The following is a 22,602-nucleotide window of genomic DNA, read 5'->3' on the forward strand; positions in this document are numbered from 1 at the left end:
AAGGTCTCGGGGCAGCCATCTTGCCGCTCCTCAGTTGTCAGCGAGAACGGTCGAACGGTCGAGTGGACTTGTGGTGGCACGAAACCTCCCCGCATTCCCGCAGAGGCGATTCATTGACGCGGCACGCCGACCTGGACACAGTCTGCCCGTCATCGATGAGTTCTTGAAGACCGCTCGACTCTACTGCAACCCTGCTGTCTCCAACGCGTGAACCCGCACCGACGTCTCGAGCGTCTGCGCCCCTCCACGATAGACTCCTTTGATGGGCACAATATCCCGGTAATCACGGCCTACCGCCACTCGTATATGTCGGGACCCTACAAAGACGTGATTCGTCGGGTCAACGCCAACCCATCCGAGCGTTGGAAACATGACCTCTACCCAGGCGTGCATGGCGGCATCGCCACGCAGAGCAGTATTTTCGCCGCAATACAGATACCCACTGACGTAACGGGCAGGTATTTGATGAACGCGGCAAAGGGCCAACATGAGATGCGTAAAGTCTTGACATACTCCGGATTTCCTCGCCAAAAACTCCTCTGCCTTCGTTTCGACCGTGGTCACTCCAGCATGATACGTGAATTCGGTGTAAAGAAAGTCGGAAATGCGACGCACATAATCTAGCGCGTCACGAGACGCCCTCCACAACTCGTCTGTCTCTGCTGTCGCAGCTTCTGGCGGTAATGCGGTGTAAGAAGTGGCGGCCAAGTACTCGGCATAGCGACGGCGAAACTCAGTCGAAGTAAGCTCTCCAGACATGGCATCCGACAGTTGCGTCTCGGTCGGCAAGGCCTCTGCCCACACGTCTACGTCGGCACTGGCCGTTACGGTCAATTGCGAGTGCTTGGCGTGGATAGAAAACGTAGCCACCTCATTGCCGAAGTAGTCCTTGTGCCAAGCGCATTTTGATTGCGGTTGAAGGTCTAATGTGAAATCAAGGCAGGCCTGACCTTCTCCTGTGTAAGGTCGTAAGCGCACTTGATTGATGCTTTCAGTCGCACCACCAGCGTACTGATATTGATTAACCTGTAAGATATGGTACTTCATTCTGCGTCCATCGCTCCTAGATAGTAGGTCGTTGCCAAGTGTTGGCCAACCTGATTGCACTCCCATTGTATGTTCGCAAGGAACGCATGGAAGTCCTGCTGAAGAATCTCCTCGATTTCAGCATATTGCAACTTAGCACACAGTTTTCCCAACTGCACATGCAAAGTTCGCGCATATGACTTGACCTCACCATGCTCAATGGTCAGAAAGGCGTCCAACATCTGTTCGAGACAGTAGCGAATTGAGCGTGGAAAGAGTGGATCGAGCAAAAGATATTCACCAACGCGTTCCGGCAAGATGCGTGCTCCGTGTTTCAGAACATACGATTCATGGGCGCTAACCGACTGAAGCACCGCGCTCCAATGGTGATATTCGAACGCCTGTTGATGAGTCTGCCGTTCTTCCACACCCTGCGAGTAGACGTCGACAATCCGAGCCATTTTTTGTGCCCGCTCTAAAAATGTTCCCATGCGCACAAACTGATACGCATCACCACGAGACATAGCGGCATCAATAATTCCCCAGAATTGCAGAGAAAATGATTTGACCATATCCACCAATCGATGCAACGTCTCAGTCCGAAGCGTCTCATTCTCGTACTCGCGCACCGAATAGTAATACGTATTGACCAATTCCCATAGCTCAGAGGGAATCATTCCGAGCATGGTGCGCGCATTCTGACGCGCCGTACTGACACAGCGCAAAATAGAGTTTGGATTTTTGTCAGCCACCGTCAGAAACTCCAAGGAACTCTGGTCATCCATCCGCTCATATAGACTCAGAAACAGCGACTCACTAGCATTGATATGAATGAGCGGGCTCCACAGCGAGTGACCCATATCGTCCCGAAATTCTGCATGCTCCAATTGACGAACGAGTTGGACGGCAATCAATCGAGCATCATTTTCTGCCCGCTCCACATTGCGCGCCATCCAATACAAGGCATCCGCGACTCGACTCAGCATCTGTTCGCCCTCCCCCGGTTCAACCGTCCACCAAAACCCAGGTATCCTTCGCGCCGCCACCTTGGGACGAGTTCACGATGAGCGATCCGTCCTTCATAGCGACCCTCGCCAACCCCCCACCAAATACCGTCGTGTGCTCACCTTGAATGACGAAAGCGCGCAAATCGACATGACAGCCCCGCATGCCTCCTCCAACAAAGGTCGGTACTTTTGACAACTGAACGGTTGGCTGTGCGACAAACTTGTGCGGAGCACCGAGGATACGCTTGCGAAAGTGCTCAATCTCCATTTCTTGTGCTTGCGGGCCAATCAGCATGTTGTAGCCTCCGGATGAATCCGTCTGCTTTACCACCAATTCTGGGAGACGAGACAGTACAAACTCTCGCTCCTCTGGATTGGAAAGATGATAGGTGGGTACATTCGGAAGGATTGGCTGCTCTCCCAGGTAGTAGCGTATCATGTCCGGAACATAGGCGTAGACAGCCTTGTCGTCCGCCACACCATTGCCAAGGCCGTTCGCAATCGCAACATTGCCCGCTCTGTAAGCATCCATCAACCCGGGAACGCCTAGCAGAGAGTCGGAGCGGAACTCGAGCGGATCTAGAAAAGCATCATCAATCCTCCGGTAGATGACGTCCACCTCTTGCAGCCCATGCGATGTTTTCATATACACCACACGGTCCACCACCACCAAATCGCGACCCTCGACCAATTCGATACCCATCTGCTGAGCGAGAAAGCTGTGGTCGAAATATGCGGAATTATACATACCTGGGGTCAAGAGAACGACCGTCGGATTCTGACGTTCATGAGGGTCCAGTTGCTGTAATGCACTGAGAAGATCTGTAAAATAAGTGGCGAGTGAACGCACGGAGTAGTCGCGGAAAAACTCAGGAAAAACTTTTCTCATGACGTAGCGGTTTTGATAGACATACGCCATGCCCGATGGGTTGCGCAAATTGTCTTCGAGGACGTGATATTCGCCTGTCTCGTTGCGAATCAAGTCAATTCCAGACATGAAGATGTGATTTCGACGAGGTATGGCGACATGCGCAACCTGGGGACAAAAATATTCACTCGTGACAATCAGGTCGCGCGGAACGACACCTTCATAGAGAATTTCTTGGTCATTGTAAACATCTTCAAGAAATGCGTTGAGCGCCTTGACTCGCTGCACCAGACCTCGCTCAATGTGCTCCCACTCAGCAGCCGGAATAATTTTGGGAATAAAATCGAACGGCATGGGCCGTTCTGTGCCCCGTTCGTCATGATACACGGTAAAGGTAATTCCTTGGCGAAGGAAAATGGACTGTGCCATACGGTAACGGGTGTGCAATTCTGGCTCAGAAAAATCGGCGAGCGTCCGATGGAGACGAACGTATGCGTCACGCGGGGAATCTGCGCCACGCATCATTTCATCGTAGCCCGAATCGACGACGTAGTTCTCAAACATCGGCCTCTCCCCCAGTTCGCTCGGCACTACTTACTCTCTCAGTATACCGCACAAAAGGAGAAAATTTCGAAACACTTTGTAAACCGTCGGTTCGGAATGACTTATGAGTCGTCTTCCGGGAGGACTGTGCGGGCAATTTTTGCGTCGAGCGCTTCGAAGGCCGCATAGTCAATCAAGTCGTAGAGTTCCGACCTCGTCTGCATGCGAGCGAGGGACTCCCGTTGGGTGCCTGTCGCATAAATTTCGGAAAGCACCAACTCATATGCTTTCGCCGCCACCCGCAGTGACGTTACGGGAAAGAGAACAAAGCGATATCCCAGCGCTTGCAACTCCTCGGCTGTCCACAAAGGCGTCTTGCCAAACTCGGTCAGATTCGCCAGAAGGGGCACTCGAATGGCCTGTGCAAACTGCCGAAACTCTTCCTTCGTCGTCAAGGCTTCCGGAAAAATGACGTCTGCCCCTGCATCTTGATAGGCTTGCGCTCGCCGTATTGCCGCATCGATTCCTTCCACTGCGTTCGCGTCGGTTCGTGCGACGATTACTAACTCCGGGCTCGTCTCTTTGAGCGCAGTGATTTTTTCGACCATTTCCTCTCGTGACACCAAGGTTTTTCCATTCAGATGCCCGCACTTTTTCGGAAGTTGCTGATCTTCCATTTGGACGGCAGCAACTCGGGCTTCGACCATCTCTCGCCCTGCGCGAGCCAGTTGCAGAATGCCTCCATATCCCGTATCGATGTCAACTAACAGAGGGAGATTCGATGCACGAACGAGATCGCGCGCATGATGAGCCACTTCTGTCGAGTGCAACAGCCCTAAGTCCGGGAGTCCACGGCTAGCTGTGTAAGCGGCTCCCGATAGATATAGACAACGGAAGCCAATGCGTTTTGCCACCAAAGCTGCCAGAGCTTCGTGGACGCCGGGAATTTTGACGATTGTTTGCGACGCAAATTCCGCCCGAAAAGCTGTTGCCAACTCTGCTTGACTCCGCTCCCGCTCAACTAACCAAGTCATTCCGAGACCACTCCCAACTTATAATTGCACCCATCGGAACACTCTAACTTGTGGTATGGTAAAGATGCGAATTTTGTCGGCAAGACGTCTCTAGGATGATTCCATAGACGTCTCGGAAAGGTGGAACACGTGTGAATCTCACAGCAGCGTCAACTCATGCTATTTTACATACCTACTATTTGGACTTAATCCAAATTTTAGTAGTACTTCTCTTCCTTGTTGCCTTTAAACTGGGCTTGGTCTGGGGGATGGCAAAAGTCTCCGTAGTGCTCTCCGAAGAGGGAGCGAAAGCCGCAAAAGCCTCGGTCAAGAAGCGCATTCGTCCCCCGGTAGGCTTTCGTGCACTGCGCTATGGCATGGCCGGTCTGTTGCTACTCAACGGACTTCTGCAAATTCGCCCCACGATGGTATTAGTGCATCAACACGCTTTAGACCTACCGCTGCACAACGGCGCTTCCGCTTTCACCGCAATGAACTTGGCGTTCGCTCACTTCTGGGCAGCGCACGCCTTGTGGTTGAACATCTGGATGGTGGTCATTCAATTGGCATTTGCCGCTATGCTGTTGACTTTCAACCAGCGCTCCATTCTCCGGGCAACAGCCGGGGTATTGATTGTCTTTTCGCTGTTTCTGTGGGTGGTTGCCGAAGGCTTCGGGCATTTCGCCACATTCGCGCCATCGTTTCTATACGGTGCCCCTGGAACCGCCTTATTAATGTCGGTTGTCGCTTCCCTGCTCTTTTTGCGTCTCAGTGCGTGGAAGACGAAGCGTCTGCATCGTGGGTTGCAAGTAGGCCTGGGGGTCTACTGGCTACTTTTCGGATTGCTTCAATGGCTGCCCGAAACCAAGCATTGGTCCGTCTCAGGATTCCAATATTTAGACCATCCCATCGGTCTATCAGAAAGCCCATCTTGGTTTGCATTGGCGCACCAGCATCTCGTAGCTAGTGCGGTCTTGCATCCGGTTCTGATGAACTTGGTCTTTGGTATGATTGCGTGGATGCTCGCAGCAGGAGCTTTCTTCATCCGGCGCCGCGGCTTTACCCCCTGGTTTGTCGCTTCGACCATCTGGCTCTTGTTTCTATGGCTCACATTTGACGGCGCAGGAATGTTTGGCGCCTATGTCTACCCAGCGCGCACGGCACCCATCGTCTTCGTCGCCCTGCTGCTGACTCGTCTCACGCGTCACAATGGACTGCCACCTCGCGAACGCGTGGAGGACTAAAGCGGAAGACTAAAGCGGAGGACTAAAATCGAGCTGCGCACGACTCTTATGTTTCGATGATGGGCGGATACGGAGGCGGCTGCCTCAGATAATTTGGCGTAACCATTCGGTTGTCGTAGTTGCGGTGAAAGATGTGCGTAGCTGCTGGTGACACCGGGGGAATGAGCCAAGTCCAGTCGCCTGTTACCGCCCGGTGCGCATCCGTCTCCGTACGCTCAAATTGTTCAAATTGCCGTGCAGCCGTGTGGTGGTCGACGATTCGCACACCGCTCTCCTGGAAAGAATAGAGGACCGCACGATTGAGCTCAACCAACGCTCGGTCGCGCCACAGCGTCCGTTCGCGGTGCACATCCAACTCGAACACTTCGGCGACCTCGGGAAGTTTGTTGTACCGGTGTCGATCCGCTAAATTTCGCGCGCCAATCTCCGTCCCCATATACCATCCGTTGAAGGGGGCTGCCGGGTATCGAATTCCGCCTATCTCCAGGGCCATGTCAGAAATCATCGGCACGGCATACCACTGCAGCCCAAGTTCCGCAAAACGGGAGCAGTCGGGGTGACGAATGGGTACCTCCAGCACCTCGTCTCGCGCAATCGCAAACCACTCGGGCCTCTGCCCATCCACCTGCACAACGAGCGGTAACACATCATACTCGGACGCATCCCCATGCCATCCCAAACTTGTACAAATCTTTGTAAAAGCCAGGGAATCCGGGTCTCCGCGAAGGCCCTTGTCCGTCTCATAGCCCGCATAGCGAACGAGTTGATGGTTCCAAATTCGGACTCCGCACACCTCCGTCTCCGGTCGCTGCGCGGAAAACACCGTAATCGTAGGGCGAATTTTCCCGCCGTTGGTAGCATAAGAGATGTGATTCAAGAGCGCACGCTTCACTTCCTGCGGCGAACGTGCAGAACGCTCGTCAAAGACATTCAGAGATTTCCAAAACAATCGTCCAATGCAGCGATTGCTGTTGCGCCAAGCCATTCGAGCACCATGTTGCAACTCTTCGTAGGTATGTTCGTACGTGCCAGTGTCGCGAATTTCGCGCTCCACTTCCTCGATTCGTTCCTGCAGACACGATTCACTCTTCTCAAGTTCCGCATAACACGTGGAGAGAAAGTCCTTAGCCTGCTGCAACAACCCTGTTGTAGACTGTAACATAAGTCTGACTACCATCCTTCGCTCCGGCTCCAACTACACCCTTTCAGTGTAGCCTATTTCGAACCCCGTTGCCGAAAAGAAAGCGGCTTATCGGCGACAACTTCCGCACGAATTTTCGTCAGTCTCGCGACTCTTCATATACATCGACTTCCAGTTCTGCAGTACCCATCGAAGGTATGTGCAATTTCACCAGACCTGCGTTCCAGACGACCGTTTCTCGAAGACAGATGTCACCCACGCAGTCGACGACCGTCAGGCGCCCGCAGAGCCCTGTGAGATTCTCCGGAATCTCAACCACCATCGCATCCTGGAAAGTCCCGTTGACAAACACGTACCTCTCATGTAAGGGATTGGGTCGATCCGCTCTCGACACCGTCCCGTCCGCACTGTCCGGCAGTTGAATCACCATCGGAGCATACGCGACGCAAAGCCACTCTTCGCGCGTCTTTGCCACGACTAAGGGATACAACAACTCCGGGTGATAGGGGCGAAGTTGACCCTCTAGCAAGACCGTGCGGTGCTGGCGCCAGAATGCGATACAATGGCGAACGACTTTCTCGTGGCGGGAATTAAGCTCGTCCAGTCGCACGGACACCTGAGGAACAGCAAACAACACTTGGAGGAACTGCAACGCGACACTCTGTTCCGAGTCATCAAAATGCCACATCACCATGTCCGAATGCACGGGTGTGTGTTCCGCCAGCAGTCTCACATCCAACGTGCGCACCCGATTTTCCATACCATCCTCGGGACAGTCCACGGCTCGAAACATGTTCCCAAACGCACGCATTCCTGGCCCCACGTACGATTGTCGAAACTCCACGAGAAGGTCCGGACGCACCGCTCCGAGACGATCTACCAGTTCTGCAAACAAGGCCTCGACTGCCAGAACCACACTTTGCTCATCTCGCTGTGCTCGCCTCGGTTCACTCGCGTCGTCTGAAAGCGACGGTACTCCCTCATGCGCCGAGACACCCCCTTGTATCGATCGTACTCGCTGTGAGGAAAAAGTATCGACAAAATCCAGCTTCAAGCCGTCCAACCCAAACTCGGTCACCGCGTGAAGGTAAGTCTCCAACAGATATTCGCGAACATCAGGATAGCGCACGTCAAGTACCCCGGCGCCGAGTTCCTCGCGTACGCCGAGCAACTTGTCCTGAAAGCGTGCCCACACTTTGCTCTGCTTGCCGACGAACGGAACAGCAAACCAGAGCACGTATTTCAGGCCCATTTGGTGGATGCGGTCCACATGTGCACGCATGTCAGGTATCTTCTCCAAACACACGTCCCAGTCCCCACAATACGCATAACCCCGTTCGGCATTGGACGTCTGCCAGCCATCGTCAACAATAACGACTTGAAAGCCCATGTCCTTGGCGAGTTCGCATTGACGCTCCACTTCGCTATCCGTCAAAGGCTGGTGAAAACTGTACCAGGTAGAGTACACCGGCAAGCGTGCCGATGCGGGCACCGACAGCGGCGGTCTCGTCGCATGCACCCGCCACCACGAAGCCACATCCGCGATGGCCTCCGCATAAAACACCGACCGCACATCCAGGCGCAGCATACTCGGCTTTCCACTGACGCCGTTTTGAACATCCGTCGAGAAGAGTTTGAGTACGCACTGAACACTCGCCGTCTCTTCATGCACCTCGGCACACAGAGTGACGGGTAATGTCGCGTCCGACCAAGCGAACGTGAGGCGATTTTGCCCATCGGCGCGATGCATACAGACCACCGGTGCGTGGGACGTGAGGCGTGCGGTAAAACCTTGACTGCCGTTCAAATCTAAACTACGACGGCGGCCAGCTGCAGGAAACCACAGCGCCTGCAGATCAATGCAAGGAACCTCCCAGAGAACCTCCATAGGCTCAAGCGTTTCCATCTCGGAGCGGAGGGCCCATTCAAAAACGCCATCGGCCACCTGTACTGGCCCAGAAAACACCGCAGAAAAAGGTACTTCGTGAATGTCTCCCCCGCGTTCCAAGCGCACACGGAACGATTGCTGTAACTGACCTATATCCAACACGAATGACATAGCCTCCCTACTGCTAACAAGCCAAGTTCGACTTCAACTGCTGGACGAAACAAAGGTCTCCGGACATGTTCCGTATGGGCGGCTGGCAATGCATCCCGCGGTGTGGCGAGAGAGCCGCATCCATTCACTTAGCCGGAGTCCCGACGGTATGAACCGTCAATCCATTAAGAACCCCTTTCGGAAGTTCCCTGCTCGGCACCATTCGACCCTTTTCCCAGCGGTAAATCACGGTCACTGGAGGTAGATTGGGAGCGTACATAGGGTCATTCGACGCATAATTGACATAGGTTACCTGAAATGCTTCTGCGCCATCCGGAATGACCGATTTTATTTGCGTGGCCTCCGCGTGCGAGTTCAGGCCAACCCAAGTATTGTTGTGGAAAAAGAAGAGAATTTGTCCGAGGCCATCTGCCGTCGGATTGCGAGTGCCGACAACAGCGCTAAGCGTCCCGCCTTGGCCGTCCGGTGTGAGAATAGGTTTGGAGGTTTCGGAGAAGTCTTCTCCCGTGTCCTGGATTTCGGATGTTGATGCCATGACCGCATGCACAGCCGACGCGCTCGGCCCATGCAGGACAGGCAACTTTGCCTGTATGGACCATGCGTGACCGTTCCACTGGCTCTCATCGCCGATCCGATGAAGAGCTTGCATGACATACCAGATGGGCAAGTAGAACACTGTCCCAACCTGTTCGGCAGACGTAGTATAAGCTCCGTCGACGGAAAGCCGGAAGTGTTCATAATGATGTGGAACATTCAAATTTGCCAAAACAGTCATGACATCGGTCTCTGGAAAATATGTAGTGGCATGGCTCACGACATGCGCCGAGTGAAGCAGAGCATGCCCGTTTAGGAAGACAACGTCCGCCGGAACTTCTCGACTCGGAGTTGAAGCCGCCCATGCAACTGGAGCCTGCATCCACTGGACGGCCCCCGCTCCCGCGACGGCCACGGTAAACAACGCGAGCAAACGTCGAGTATACCTCATGAGTGCCGTTCCCTCCCGAATACGATTCTGACAACTTCCATTTTACACGGAGGGCGGACTTGAAAACGAACTTTCTAAAAATTTTGCGTCGACGTGTCCGAGTGCGAGTTGACGCACATGACCACTGGCCTAGCGCCATCGCGACATGCGTATCCGTACCAAAGGAACATTTTACGCTTCGACGTTTGCTTCCCCGCTCTGAGCAGAGCCACTGAACGGGATATCCACCGCACTCTGTGTCGGCGCCTTTTTGCGCCGCGCGAACAGAATTCCTGCGACGATGAGTAACCCGAGCAACACGTCCACCCACGGCGAGATAGTCTGTGCTCCCACCACCAAAAAACACCCCAGCAGCGCGAGCAGATAGACGGTCGTGAACGCCGATACCACCAACATGAGGCGATGGGCATGTCGCGTCTGTGCCCGTTGGTGCAAATCATTCGTGTCATGGCGGCGCCAGAGAAAGATGCTGGCCGTTAAATTATCCAGCATAAACTCAAAGATAAGAAAAAATCCGGCGGTTGACAGTACGATATTGAAAAAGACCCCTAGAGACGATACGAACAGTTGTAGTGTCATCACCGCCCATGCCGCCGCAAAGATAACCCATGTGGCTACCGCCGGCACGCCACGGCGATTGAGTCGCCCAAACCACCGGGCAATCATACCGTCTCGACCCATGGCGAAAAGGCCGCGAATGAGAATGTAGGCAGTCAACCAGAGAGAACCCGCAGTAGAAGCAAGGACCGGGATGAGAATCCACAGCGACGCGTGCGGCGGCATGAACGCGCGCATGCTGTGCGCCCAGAGCACGAGCGGATCGGCCGAATTGACCAGCAATTTGCGCGGCGTCTGCAACAACACCAAAGGAATAAAAAGAAGGTAGATGAGCAGCGCGAAAATGGCACCAATGATACCACCAACCCCAGGGTCTCGATGCGGATTGGTCGATTCTTCGGACGCGTAGCTGTCAATTTCCCAACCATCCATGATGGTGCTGGCCACGACCATCGTCAGTAGCAGTCCACCGAGATGAAACGACAAACTGCCGAGGGCCACGTGAATGTGTGGCATGGCGCGAATTCCAAAAAAAGCGAAGGCCCCGAGAAAAATCAACTCGATGACAAAGAAGATTTGCGTCACAAGCGCCGTCGGTCGAGCCCCACGGAGGAGTGGCACGAGCGCGAATGCCATCCAAAACGTGGCCACCGCAAACTGTAGCCAAGTGTTCTGGAGTCCTGACGGATCGACCAAAGCCAACGTATACTGCGCGGCTGGTACAAGAATCGGCGGAATGGACGTGAAGTAGGCGAGCAACAAAATCCAGCCTTGAAAGCGCGCGGCACGCGGCCCGAGCACCCGCCGCGACCAGTGATAGGATGCCCCTGCGTGCGGAAAGTGGCGGTTCAACATGCGGAAGGTGTACGCAGAGATGAGAAACGGCAGAGCAATCAACAAAATGCCGAGAACGCTGTACATGCCACTGTCTGCCACCATCACCCCGGCCGTCGCAGAGATACTAAAGGCCGGCGCCACACTCGAAATTGAGAGACTGCTCAAGTCGAACAGAGAAAACGTCTGACGCATGCGGCTCTTCGCTTGCATCGAACTTTTTTGCTTGTCATCACGAACCGGGGGCGGACCTTGGCTCATCGAGTCCCCTCCTCGGCCGTCCGCAATCGGTCTACCAACTTGGGAGGAAATCGGTCGAAACGATACGGCTCAAGAATGTCTGGAAACGGAGCCACGGCACCCAGTTCACGGCATTCCTCCGCCCAATCGATGAGCGCCAGGAACGGCTCGTGAGTGCGAATACCGCCAAACCACTGCTGCCCGTCTTCCGTCAAAATGGTGAAAACATTCAACACATCGCAGGGTCCAAGGCAACCACTGATGGTGAGTTGCACGGTTTTGAGAAGTTTGCGCTCTTTGAACGCTCGTTTCAGTTCATCCACCGGGATGGAGGGTTTGCGCTTGTCCTCGCGCCCACAGCAACACCCGTTGCAGACGAGAATTTGTGCGAAGACAGAACGCTTCGTCTCGACACGAGCGACTGGCTCCCTCTCTGCACCGAGATTCTGTAGGACATGAGACACCTCAGATACCGCAGCATTCGGGTCCGTCATTCGGGACGCTGCCCCCTTTCCATGTGGATTCGGCGCTGAGGGCGAGCGGGGTCTCGGCGACTTATCCCAAACTGTGTAGAAGCCTCGACAAAACGACGAGCCATGTCTGGGAAGGACGCAAAGTGCAGATGCGTATAACCTGCCAGCAGCCAACCAGTTGCATAGCCTTCCAACCCGCGACCGCGTAAGCCTGCGGTCTCGTAGGCAAATGGCCAATCCTCGGTCTGCCGCGTTGCCGTTGAATAGTGAAACTCGTGGCCGCGCGCCTTTTCTCCGTCCGCGAGCAGCAGTGTCTCTGTCTTTGCCGTGACTTCCCGGTATCCAAGCGCCGCAAGTTTTTCCTGCATCCTTACTGTAAACGGGAGAACACCCGTCATAGGATACCCGCGTCCCTGTCGGTCGAAGAGTGTCTCCGCCAGGTACATGTAACCCCCGCACTCGGCAAACGTTGGCATGCCTCCGGCAATGGCGCGGCGCACGCTCTCTGCCACCTGCTCTCTCGCAGCCAAAGTGGACGCAAACTCTTCCGGAAATCCGCCGCCCAAATACAATCCATCCGCCTGCTCTGGAACCACTTCGCCCGCGAGTGGAGAGAAAAACAGCAACTCCGCGCCAAACCACTCCAGTAACTCCAAGTTTTCCGCATAGTAAAAGTTGAAAGCACTGTCTCTCGCGACGGCAATGGCGGTGCGCCGCTCTCTGCGCTGGCCAGCAAACAACGTCCCTGGCACAGATACCCAGTCTGGGACCGTGCTCGCACTCGCCAACACTTCCGGCAGGTCGACCGAAGCTTGAAACGTCTCTGCCAGTTGCTCGAACAACCCCGATAATTCTCCACGTTCAATCGCCGGAATCAGACCTAGATGGCGCTCCGGCAGCGCCAATTCAGCCTGTCGCGTGAGGTATCCCCAAACAGGAATGCCCGTCACCTGCTCGATGGCCGTTTTGACCATGTCATAGTGACGCTCTCCAGCCACACGATTGACCACCACGCCAGCCAAAGGAATGTCAGTCTCCATCTTCTGGAATCCAAGCACGATGGCCGCCGCACTCCTCGCCATACTCGAGGCGTCGACCACGAGCAGAACCGGCGCCTCGAGCAGTCGACTGATATCTGCCGCACTCCCCTCACTACTCGCCGAATCGCGCCCATCGTACATACCCATCACGCCTTCGATGATGGACAAATCCGCATTGGCGGAAGCGCGATCGAACACTTCCCGAGCCACCTCTCGCGGCATCATCCAAGTGTCAAGATTGCGCGAGGGTCGTCCGGTGATGGCCGTGTGATAGGTCGGATCGAGATAATCTGGCCCGACTTTAAATCCTTGAACAGTGAGTCCTTGTGCGCGAAACGCCGCCATCAGGCCGAGCGTCACCGTGCTCTTGCCCACGCCGCTGTGGGTCCCGGCGACCACCAGCCGCGGCCGCTTCATTTCGCACCCCCAAGCGCAGTGCGTGGCGCTTGCACTTCCGTGTCAAAGTTCACGGAGGGCCCGAAAGACTGCGCTGCGGTCTGGTCGGTCCACAGGCAGACGGATACGGTGACATTCCCGGAGACGACTTTTTCCACCAACCAATCGTCCGCCCCTGCGGCCAAACGGGCAGCGGGCTCGCTCACCCCGTAGGCACCCACGTAGCGGAACACCATGTCCGACGGATGTGGGATGGTCACCGTGTTCAATTCCTCCGCTTTATAGGTCACGAGCGGCCAGTTGCGACGGCGACACGCTTCGAGCAGCCCCGCTTCGTCCGCTTTGAGGTCAATGGTGGCGAGCGTCCGAACGCTGCGCTCGGACCATCCATGGTCTCGGAGGACCTGACAGACGACACTCTCAATCTCCTCGGCTGGCGTATTGCGGTTGCAACCCACGCCGACTACCAGCACTTTGGGCCGATAAAGCACCCCTGGGCGCAGAAATCGCCGCTCTTCCTCGGCGCCGAGCAGTCGCGGGGTGATGACGAGCGCTGCATCAAACGCATCACCCGCGAGAGCCGCTTCGGCACAGGAGGTGTAGACGCGAAAGTGGCTTGGCAACGGCTTGCTATAAGGCCACCAGTCGACCTCTCCGGCCTCTTGAATGATGGCGATCCGCTCCTCATTGACCACAGCGGCACTGACTCGCGTCACATGCTGATCGCCGTCGAGCTCAAAACCGAACACGCGCCCAAACAAGTCCACCGCGAGCGTCTGTCCAACATCGGAAGCCGTGGTAATGACCGGGCGCGCGTTCAACACACGCGCCACTCTGTGCGTCAATTCATTCGCGCCCCCGAGATGCCCGGACAGCACACTGATGACATGCTCCGCCGTGTCGTCGATGACGACCACGGCCGGGTCCGTCTTTTTGTCTTTGAGCAGCGGAGCAATTAGACGCACCATGGCCCCGAGCGAAAAAATCCCGATGATGCCGTCATATGCAGCAAACAGGTGAGGCACGTGCGCCACGACAGAGTCCGCATAGGTGTGTATCCCCAGGGCATCCTCATCACCGCGCGCAAATCGTTCCGGATAATACACATCCACGCTGTCCATTCCAGCCAAAATACGACGCGCGATGGTTGTGCCGTGTTTCGTGATGGCGACGACCGCATTCCCTTTAGTCATTCCCTATAACCCCCTTGCGATAGCGGTGTGTGAACGTCTCATCGTACAGCTTGGAGCGATGTTGGTCTTGCTCCAAGAGCGCTTCGTCCAACGCAAAGCCAACGAGAAGGATGGCGTGGTTCGATATATGCGCGTCCCCCATCGCCCGCACCAGTCGGGAAAGATTCGTTCGAATGATTTTTTGTTCCGGCCACGTGGCTTTTTGCACGACTGCGACAGGTGTTTCCGGCGGCCAACCAGCAGCCGTCAATTCTTGAACCACCGTCTTCGCCAGCGTCGCACTGAGATAAAAGGCCATCGTACAACGGTGTGTCGCCAATTCACGGAGAGACTCTCCATCCGGCATGGGAGTGCGCCCGCCCACGCGCGTCAGAATGACGGTCTGCGTCAAGTCGGGTACCGTCAGTTCCGCTCCGACCGCGGCGGCCGCAGCAAACACGGAACTGACCCCAGGAACGACCTCGTACGCCACCCCCGCCTTTCGAAGCAAAACCATTTGCTCGAGGATGGCGCCAAAAATCGACGGATCACCCGTATGAACGCGCGCTACACTGTGACCGGATTGAACGCCCTCGACCATAATGCCGACCATTTCATCAAGCGCCATCCCGGCGGTCTTGTATACGGTCGCAGTGGGCTTGGCACAGGCGACCAACTCGGACGGAACCAAACTATCGGTGTACAGAAGGACGTCCGCCTGCTGCAAAATGCGCTGCCCGCGCACCGTGATTAAATCCGGCGCTCCTGGGCCCGCCCCAACAATGTAGACTTTCGCCGTCAACTCGCCTGAATTCATTTCCTCACCACCATCAGCGTCAGATAAGGTAGCGTGGCGCCCTTGAGTTCGCGCACATCGTGCCAGACGCGCTCCTGTTGAGAAGTTACCTGGGTACAGACTTTGGCGCAGTCGAGTAGCCCCATCTCATCGAGCAAAGGCACCATTTCGTCGAGCACTTTGGCCACTTTCAGGAAGACCACACAGTCGTGCGTGGCAAGTGCCGTTCGCATCGCCGCGAGGTCCGCATGCGCCGGTACAATGGCTACTACTTCGTCGCCATCGGCGAGCGGCACGCCCAACTGATTGGCTGCGGCGTTCACCGAGGAGACACCCGGAACAGAGACCACGGGCACTTCCGGATGGGTGAGGCGCATCCGCCTGCTCATGTGGATGAATGTGCTGTAAAGCATAGGATCACCTTCCGTGACAAAAGCCACATCCAAGCCTGCTTGCAGCCGCTCGTAGACGGTCTCGACCGTCTCCAGCCAATGTTCTTCCAGCTTCTCTACATCTTTTGTCATCGGAAAAACGAGACCAAGCATCTGCTTTTCCGCCACATCCACATACTCCTCGACAATCGTCAGCGCGTAGCTCTTCGCGCCCATTCGTTTGTTCGGATAGGCGATGACGGGCGACGTTTGCAAGAGTCGATAAGCCTTGACGGTAATTAATTCTGCATCTCCCGGCCCCACGCCAACGCCGTACAAGGTACCCGGACTCGTCATTCGCTCTCCTCCTCTCCACGTGCTGGCATTTTGGCGCGAACAAGATAGACCGGATTCATTCCCTCCATCCGCGTCAGCTGCAGGATGGGCTTACTGCGGGCGGTCTGTAGCAGCGTCACGGACACGTTCCAGCCCGCAGCCGTCAAAACCTGATGTGCGGTCGCTAAATTTTCAATCGTCGCCGCATTCACCACCACTCGCGCGCCCGGACGCGCCCGGCGCATGCAAGTCTCTAACAGGTCCGCCAACTCCCCGCCACTGCCACCCACGAAGACCGCATCCGGGTCGGGAAACTGGTCGAGTCCAGCGGGTGCTTTCGCTTCCACGGCAACAAAATCGGCACGAAACTTCACTTGATTGGCACGCAGGTTGACGAGGTCTTCCGCATTCTTCTCTACCGCATAGACCTTCAAGTCGGGAACGAGGTGAATGGCTTCAATGCTGACGGATCCGGTACAAGCCCCGATATCCCACAGCACTTCACCCTTCCTCAGTTCCAAGTCCGAGAGGGTCTGAATGCGAACCTCGCGTTTCGTGATGAGACCGCGGTCTGGCTTTCGCTGCACGAACGCTTCATCGGGCATGCCGAGCGTAAACGGAGAACTCGTCTCTCCCTCTCTCCGTCGCAAAATGACCACGTTCAACGGGTGACATTCCGCCTCCGCCAACTGCTCCAACGTGTACCACGCCGTTCGCTCCGACTCACCCCCGAGCCGTTCGCCGACAAACGCCTCATACTCGGTCATGCCAAACCGGAGCAGGTAGAGAGCAAGTTCTGCCGGAGTATGTACGTCATCCGTCAGCACGAGGGCTTTCACCGCGCCGTGCAGTCGCTGGGCGAAACCCTCGAAAGAATGTCCGTGAGCGCTCAGGAAAAGCGCATCTTGCCAACTCTCTCCAGCTCGCGCAAACGCCAGTTGCAGCGAACTCAACTGGGGCAACACACGCACTCGCTCTGCACCGAGCCGACGAATGATGAGTTTGGCAATCCCGTGAAAGAGCGGATCGCCACTCGCTAACACAACCACCGCCCGCTCCCCGGCCTCTCGTTCAATGTCAGACAGTGTTCCCGTCAGCGGCGACGTGAGTGTCCGCACCTCTCCTGCAAAGTTCGGGAAGAACTCGAGTTGGCGGGCGCTTCCGAAGAGCACATCCGCTCTGGCAACCGCCGCTCGCGCAACCTCCGTAAGCCCCGTTTGCCCGTCTTCACCGATACCCACCACGGTCACCGGTCTCGTCATTGAGCCACGCTCCTCCCAGATACTCTCCCTGTAACGTCGTCAAATGTGTCTTCACGCAGAGTCCGCCGCCAATATGCCGAGACACTTGACGACAGCAGGCGAGTGCCACCTGCTCAAAGAACTGGGGATATCCCCACTCAACCATCCAGTCGCCCACCTGCGTCGCTGTGTTGGCCGTTCGCACTTGCGAAAGTCGTTCCGGGTCGGTCACGCCGGCCTCTGCAACCAGACCGGCAAGAAAGTCGAAATCGACCGGAGCCGACCGTGCGTGTACCATCATGACGCCTTGAGCAATTTTCGAGAATTTCCCCATCATACCCACCAAGCGAATCTCTTCCATACCCACCCTTTTTGCGTGTTTTGCCGAAAATCCAACGAAATCGCCCATCTCCACAAACGACTCTTCTGGCAACTCGGGAAACAGTTTCATCGCGTATTTCTCACTGCGACCGCCGGTCGTCAGGACGACGGTTTTCAACTGCTGCGCTTTGGCGACGTTCATCGCGTAAGCAATACTCGCCTTGTACGCCGCTGTGGAAAATGGAACGACGGTCCCCCGCGTGCCGAGAATGGAAATTCCGCCGAGAATTCCGAGCCGCCCATTCAATGTCTTCTTGGCAATCTCTTCGCCCTCGGGAACCGAAATGACCACGCGCACGCCCCGCGCCACCCCGTGCTCCTCAAGCACCTGCTGACACGTCTCGGAAATCATCTGCCGAGGTACCGGATTGATGGCCGCCAGCCCGACGGGTATGGGTAGCCCCGGTTTGGTCACCCGACCTACTCCTACACCGCCATCAATCTCCACACCCGGCGCGTCCGTATAGGAGACCGTGGCGACAATCCGGGCCCCGTGCGTGGCATCGGGATCGTCCCCACCATCTTTAATGGCGGTGGCCTCGGCTGATTCTCTCGCCACCCGAACGTCCTGCAAGGCGAACGTCACCCACTGGCCGATGGGCAGTCGAATGGTCGCTTCACAGACGGGTGCCTGCGCGAGCAGAGATTCGAGCGCAGCTTTGGCTGCTGCGGTCGCGCATGATCCGGTCGTATACCCATGCCGCAGCGGTCTATCGGGTGGGGTTTCCATCTCGGCCATCCGCCGTCACCGGTCTTTCTCTGCGGCAATGAGTGAAAGCGCGTTGACGATGGCGACCGCCACCGCACTGCCACCTTTGCGCCCACGATTGGTGATGAACGGGACATCGAGCGACAGCAGTTCTTCTTTCGACTCCGCGGCAGAGACAAATCCTACCGGCACCCCGACAATCAAACTCGGATGAGCCTCACCACAGCGAACGAGGCGAATGAGTTCCAGCAAAGCGGTTGGCGCATTGCCGATGGCGTATATCGCTCCCGGATGCTCGGCGGCCGCTTTTTGGACCGACACGATGGCACGCGTGGTGTTGCGCCGCTTGGCCTCTGCCGCCACATCCGGGTCGGAAATGTGCACGTGCACCTCGCAGCCAAACTGAGCGAGCCGAGGCTTGCTAATACCGGATTGGACCATCTGCACATCGGCTACCACGGCGCGGCCAGCGCGGATGGCCGTCACGCCCGCAGCGACTGCGTCGCCGTGGAAGACGAGGCTGCGACCGAGATCGAAATCTGCAGAAGCGTGAATGACTCGCTGCACCACGGGGAATTCGGACTCCGCGAAGGGATGCTCTCCAAGTTCCTCCGTGATGATGGAGAAACTTTTGGCCTCAATCTCTTGGGGCTGGGTGGTCAGGGGCTGAAACGGGGCTTGCTCAGACATCTGCAACTCCTCCTGTCGTGGGTACGGGGTAAACGCGACTGAGTTCCGCAAGGACGTCTGCAGGGTTTCTGTACATCTGCGGATAGTCGAGCTTCGGTCTGCCGATGACAATGACCTCGATGTCGCAATCGAGCGCAGCTTGAACCTTCTCGTCCACGGCTCCCGGCCCGCCGCTTTCTTTGGTCACCATCAATGTCGTCTGGTAAAAGCGATAGAGTGCGATGTTGAGGTCGCGCGGAAACGGCCCTTGCATGCCAATGATGTCCTGCTGCTGCAAACCGAGCCGGGCGCACTTTTCCATGTTGTCCACGCGCGGCAGCATCCGCGCCACAAGGCGAATACCGGGCTTTCCAAGCAATCGGCTGGTGAAAATTTCGAGAGTCTTGCTACCCGTGGTGAGCAGAATGCTTCCGCCGCGCTCGGCGGCCAAATCGGCCGCTGCTTCATACGTATCCACATAGGATAGCCGCGTGTCGGCGGCGAAAGTGTCCTGCTTGCGCTCAAAGCGGATGTAGGGAATGCCACAGACAGCGGCCGCAGCCATCGCGGTCGCGTGCGCCTCGGCCGCAAACGGATGGCTTGCATCGACAAGGACGCTGGCCCCCTGAGACTGCAGCAGTGCCACCATGGCATCTTGATTCAAGCGACCACTGCGCGCCGCAAGACCCGCTTCTTGGAGAATGTCTGCTGCATGCTCCGTTACCACACTGCAGAGCAGTGGATAGCCCTGTTGGTGCAACAACAGCGCAAGTTCGCGCGCATCGCTCGTTCCCGCCATGAAAAAAATCAACGCCGACTCCTCCTCAGGTCCCGCAAACGCCATCTGCCACAACGGCCGCAGGAGCATCTTTGTGGGCGTACCCTTCCAGCACCCCAACGCGCTGAAAGAACTTATGAAACCGTTCATTCGGAAAAGCTTCCGCGCGGTATCGCTGCACAATCCGCTCGAGCAAATCGGGTACGACCTCAGCTGGGATGGCTTCTGCCACGCGCTGTGCGGGCATCGCGTTGCGCCCCGTCGTCTTGCCCCCGAGAAACAAATCCACTTTTCCTTTGCGAAAGACAATGCCAATGTCTTCATGGACGGCTCCGTAGCAGGACATGGCACAGCCGTTAAATCCAATCCGGAGCTCTTTCTCCACACCAAGCCCCGCCAAGCGGCGATGAATTTCCTCCGCATAAGGGATGCCTTCGGCCTTGTCTCCATCACAGAAGTCGCACGCTTTGACGCGGACCACTTCGCCCACGGGCTGCACCACAAGACCGACTGCCTCCAGTCTTCCCACCAGCGCTGCCGCATCTAGCGTACGCGCCCGTAAGATGAGTTGATGGGCAGGGGTATACTCCACGCTCCCTGTCTCTCCCGCGATTTCTGCGAGCAGTAACAATTGCTCCGTGGTGATGCGCTTGTTCGCCACCCCCGGACTGACCGCGACTTCAAACATCGCGGCCTGCCGCGTCTGCGCTGGGATAGTCGCTACACTTCCTATCGCACCTCCTGCTGCACGCGCGGTAGCCTCTGCTGTACTCGGTCGCAAACCCGCAATACGCGCGAGTGCGGCATCTGCCCAGTCCCGGGCCGTTAGCGTAGAACGGTTCGACGGTTCTTGACGGTGCGTTGGCGAAGGCGTTTCTGAGATAGGAGGCGTCGAACGGCTCGCTTTCGGCGCGGTCGCAGCCAGCGACCACGGCTCGTTCTCCACATGCAGGCGTTCACCCGGCCGGAGCCGCTGCGTCACAGTATCCAGCGTATATTTGCGCTCGTATCCGCGCGGCGTGATCATCAGTGGGCCATGAAAAAACGTCTGCGAATTGCCAATGAGGACGGTCGTCAACATACCGATGTCGTGTTCAAGCATGTCGACCAAAGTGGTTCGGACAACTTGCTCACCTTTTCGATAGGCACTCTTCACGATGCCAACGGGGGTGTTCGGGTCTCGATGTTCTAGTAAAATACGCTGTGTCTCTACAATCTGCCGGGTTCTCCGACCGCTTTTGGGATTGTAGAGTGCGATGACGAAATCAGCGGCTGCTGCTGCCTCAATCCGCTTGGCGATGACCTCCCACGGTGTTAAATGATCGGACAGACTAATGGTGCACGCGTCGTGCATCACTGGCGCTCCGAGCAGAGACGCGCACGACTGAATGGCCGAGATTCCGGGAATGACTTCAACGTTAGGATGGTCGCCGGACTGCCAACCACGACTCACCAAAACCTCGTATACTAATCCGGCCATGCCGTAGACGCCTGCGTCTCCGCTCGAAATGACCGCAACTTGGTGACCTTCTTCGGCCAGTTGAACGGCTTTTTGGGCTCGACTAACTTCCTCGGTCATGCCCGTGCGGACAATTTCTTGACCCGTCAAGAGCGGGCGAATCAAATCGATGTAAGTGTTGTAACCAATAATGGTATCGCTCGCCACGAGAGCGTTTCGCGCCCGCCCAGTCAAGTGCTCTTCATGACCGGGTCCAAATCCCACGACGTATATTGTCCCTGTCATACATATGCCTCCTCCGGGGTAAACCAGCCGATCTCGCGATGCAACCGAACCACCTCTCCCACCACAATCACGGCAGGAGCCTGGAACTTCGCCTCGGCGCTCTGTTGTGCAATCGTTTCCAAGGTGCCAATGAGAGTTTGTTGACGGGGTGTCGTCCCCCAGCGAATGAGTGCGACAGGAGTCTCGGGATGCCGCCCATAGCGGAGAAGCGCCTCAGAGATCTCTGCCAAGTGCCCGATTCCCATGAGAATCACCAAAGTCTGCGTAGACTCGGCCAACAGTTGCCAAGGTGTGCCGAGAGAGTGCAAGCACTCGTGTCCCGTCACGACGTGAAATCCTGAAGCGAGCAGGCGGTGCGTCAGTGGTATGCCCGCATAAGCGGGCGCGGCAATGACGGAACTGACGCCTGGTACCACTTCGAATGGGACCCCGTGGCTCACCAGTACCTCCGCCTCTTCGGCGCCACGTCCATAGACAAACGGATCGCCCCCTTTGAGGCGGGCTACCACTCGTCCAGCTAAAGCCAGGTTGACTAATTGCTCCTCAATTTCCGGTTGCGGTACCGGGTGATGATGGGCTTCCTTGCCAACATAAAATCGCTCTGCCGAGATGGGTGCTAACGCCAATACCTCAGGTGACACCAACCGGTCGTAAACGACCACATCGCAGGCTTCCAGGCATGCTTTGGCACGAAGGGTAAGTAGGCCTGGGTCGCCCGGGCCAGCGCCAATCAGGTAAACTCTTCCCATCCGCGTGGATGACTCAGATTCCGTCTTGTGACTGCTCATCCTGTGCAAGTCACCTCCCGTCACGAATGCATCCCGCGTGCAGACCCACTTTGCGTCAAGGCGGGAGTTGTCTGTTCCTGCTCGGCATCTCGCCTTTCATCACGATGGTGGTCATGGTGGTCATGGTGGTCATGGTGGTCATGGTGGTCATGGTGGTCATGGTGGTCATGGTGGTCATGGTGGTCATGGT

General features: G+C 56.5%; 20 protein-coding genes. 1 reads left to right on the plus strand and 19 read right to left on the minus strand.

What is annotated here, in order from left to right; genetic code table 11:
• Positions 1–180 precede the first annotated feature (180 nt).
• The 4 genes from M4I36_RS15325 to prpB form a co-directional block, all read right to left on the minus strand.
• The gene (locus M4I36_RS15325; protein ID WP_258112629.1) at positions 181–1,047 is read right to left on the minus strand and encodes a transglutaminase family protein; all 867 of its coding nucleotides are present in this window, start codon (positions 1,045–1,047) and stop codon (positions 181–183) included.
• Positions 1,044–2,012, minus strand: coding sequence for an alpha-E domain-containing protein (locus M4I36_RS15330; RefSeq protein WP_258112630.1), 969 nt, complete (start codon positions 2,010–2,012; stop codon positions 1,044–1,046). Before M4I36_RS15330 ends, M4I36_RS15325 begins: the two co-directional genes overlap by 4 nt.
• Positions 2,013–2,031: 19 nt before the next feature.
• Positions 2,032–3,465 (minus strand): circularly permuted type 2 ATP-grasp protein, encoded by a 1,434-nt coding sequence (locus M4I36_RS15335; protein WP_258112631.1) that lies wholly within the window; start codon positions 3,463–3,465, stop codon positions 2,032–2,034.
• Positions 3,466–3,566: 101 nt separating this feature from the next.
• The gene (gene prpB, locus M4I36_RS15340) at positions 3,567–4,478 is read right to left on the minus strand and encodes a methylisocitrate lyase (protein ID WP_258112632.1); all 912 of its coding nucleotides are present in this window, start codon (positions 4,476–4,478) and stop codon (positions 3,567–3,569) included.
• A 131-nt stretch (positions 4,479–4,609) separates the two neighbouring features.
• Between prpB and M4I36_RS15345 the strand changes: the two genes are divergently transcribed.
• On the plus strand, positions 4,610–5,701 hold the full coding sequence (locus M4I36_RS15345; RefSeq protein ID WP_258112633.1) for a hypothetical protein: 1,092 nt from the start codon (positions 4,610–4,612) through the stop codon (positions 5,699–5,701).
• Between the two features lie 46 nt (positions 5,702–5,747).
• Here M4I36_RS15345 and M4I36_RS15350 read toward each other — a convergent pair whose 3' ends face one another.
• From M4I36_RS15350 to cobA, 15 genes are all read right to left on the minus strand, one after another.
• Positions 5,748–6,878: a nitric oxide synthase oxygenase gene (locus M4I36_RS15350; RefSeq protein ID WP_258112634.1), complete on the minus strand. Its 1,131-nt coding sequence runs from the start codon at positions 6,876–6,878 to the stop codon at positions 5,748–5,750.
• 103 nt (positions 6,879–6,981) lie between these two features.
• Positions 6,982–8,892, minus strand: coding sequence for a glycoside hydrolase family 36 protein (locus tag M4I36_RS15355; RefSeq protein WP_258112635.1), 1,911 nt, complete (start codon positions 8,890–8,892; stop codon positions 6,982–6,984).
• Positions 8,893–9,025: 133 nt separating this feature from the next.
• Positions 9,026–9,886: an LppP/LprE family lipoprotein gene (locus M4I36_RS15360; protein WP_258112636.1), complete on the minus strand. Its 861-nt coding sequence runs from the start codon at positions 9,884–9,886 to the stop codon at positions 9,026–9,028.
• A 171-nt stretch (positions 9,887–10,057) separates the two neighbouring features.
• Complete coding sequence (locus M4I36_RS15365; RefSeq protein WP_258112637.1) at positions 10,058–11,539, minus strand: APC family permease; 1,482 nt, start codon at positions 11,537–11,539, stop codon at positions 10,058–10,060.
• On the minus strand, positions 11,536–12,012 hold the full coding sequence (locus M4I36_RS15370) for a (2Fe-2S) ferredoxin domain-containing protein (RefSeq protein ID WP_258112638.1): 477 nt from the start codon (positions 12,010–12,012) through the stop codon (positions 11,536–11,538). Before M4I36_RS15370 ends, M4I36_RS15365 begins: the two co-directional genes overlap by 4 nt.
• The gene (locus M4I36_RS15375) at positions 12,009–13,448 is read right to left on the minus strand and encodes a cobyrinic acid a,c-diamide synthase CobB (protein WP_258112639.1); all 1,440 of its coding nucleotides are present in this window, start codon (positions 13,446–13,448) and stop codon (positions 12,009–12,011) included. The genes M4I36_RS15370 and M4I36_RS15375 overlap by 4 nt, the downstream gene beginning before the upstream one ends.
• The gene (locus M4I36_RS15380; RefSeq protein ID WP_258112640.1) at positions 13,445–14,620 is read right to left on the minus strand and encodes a cobalt-precorrin 5A hydrolase; all 1,176 of its coding nucleotides are present in this window, start codon (positions 14,618–14,620) and stop codon (positions 13,445–13,447) included. The genes M4I36_RS15375 and M4I36_RS15380 overlap by 4 nt, the downstream gene beginning before the upstream one ends.
• Positions 14,613–15,416, minus strand: a complete 804-nt coding sequence (gene cobM, locus M4I36_RS15385; protein ID WP_258112641.1) for a precorrin-4 C(11)-methyltransferase — start codon at positions 15,414–15,416, stop codon at positions 14,613–14,615. Before cobM ends, M4I36_RS15380 begins: the two co-directional genes overlap by 8 nt.
• A complete protein-coding gene (gene cobI / locus M4I36_RS15390) occupies positions 15,413–16,123 on the minus strand; it encodes a precorrin-2 C(20)-methyltransferase (RefSeq protein ID WP_258112642.1) in 711 nt (236 codons plus the stop codon). Before cobI ends, cobM begins: the two co-directional genes overlap by 4 nt.
• Entirely contained in the window at positions 16,120–17,364 is a 1,245-nt protein-coding gene (cbiE, locus tag M4I36_RS15395; protein WP_258112643.1) for a precorrin-6y C5,15-methyltransferase (decarboxylating) subunit CbiE, read from the minus strand. Before cbiE ends, cobI begins: the two co-directional genes overlap by 4 nt.
• Positions 17,330–18,454, minus strand: a complete 1,125-nt coding sequence (locus M4I36_RS15400) for a cobalt-precorrin-5B (C(1))-methyltransferase (RefSeq protein WP_258112644.1) — start codon at positions 18,452–18,454, stop codon at positions 17,330–17,332. Before M4I36_RS15400 ends, cbiE begins: the two co-directional genes overlap by 35 nt.
• Before the next feature lie 15 nt (positions 18,455–18,469).
• Complete coding sequence (locus M4I36_RS15405) at positions 18,470–19,123, minus strand: precorrin-8X methylmutase (protein WP_258112645.1); 654 nt, start codon at positions 19,121–19,123, stop codon at positions 18,470–18,472.
• Complete coding sequence (gene cobK / locus M4I36_RS15410) at positions 19,116–19,913, minus strand: precorrin-6A reductase (RefSeq protein ID WP_258112646.1); 798 nt, start codon at positions 19,911–19,913, stop codon at positions 19,116–19,118. Before cobK ends, M4I36_RS15405 begins: the two co-directional genes overlap by 8 nt.
• Positions 19,914–19,926: 13 nt before the next feature.
• Positions 19,927–21,624 carry a precorrin-3B C(17)-methyltransferase gene (cobJ, locus tag M4I36_RS15415; RefSeq protein ID WP_258112647.1) on the minus strand — a complete coding sequence of 566 codons (1,698 nt, stop codon included), beginning with the start codon at positions 21,622–21,624 and terminating at the stop codon, positions 19,927–19,929.
• Positions 21,621–22,412, minus strand: a complete 792-nt coding sequence (cobA, locus tag M4I36_RS15420; RefSeq protein WP_258112648.1) for a uroporphyrinogen-III C-methyltransferase — start codon at positions 22,410–22,412, stop codon at positions 21,621–21,623. Before cobA ends, cobJ begins: the two co-directional genes overlap by 4 nt.
• Positions 22,413–22,602 lie beyond the last annotated feature (190 nt).

The organism is Alicyclobacillus sp. SP_1, from assembly GCF_024706985.1.
Taxonomy (GTDB): Bacteria; Bacillota; Bacilli; order Alicyclobacillales; family Alicyclobacillaceae; genus Alicyclobacillus_I.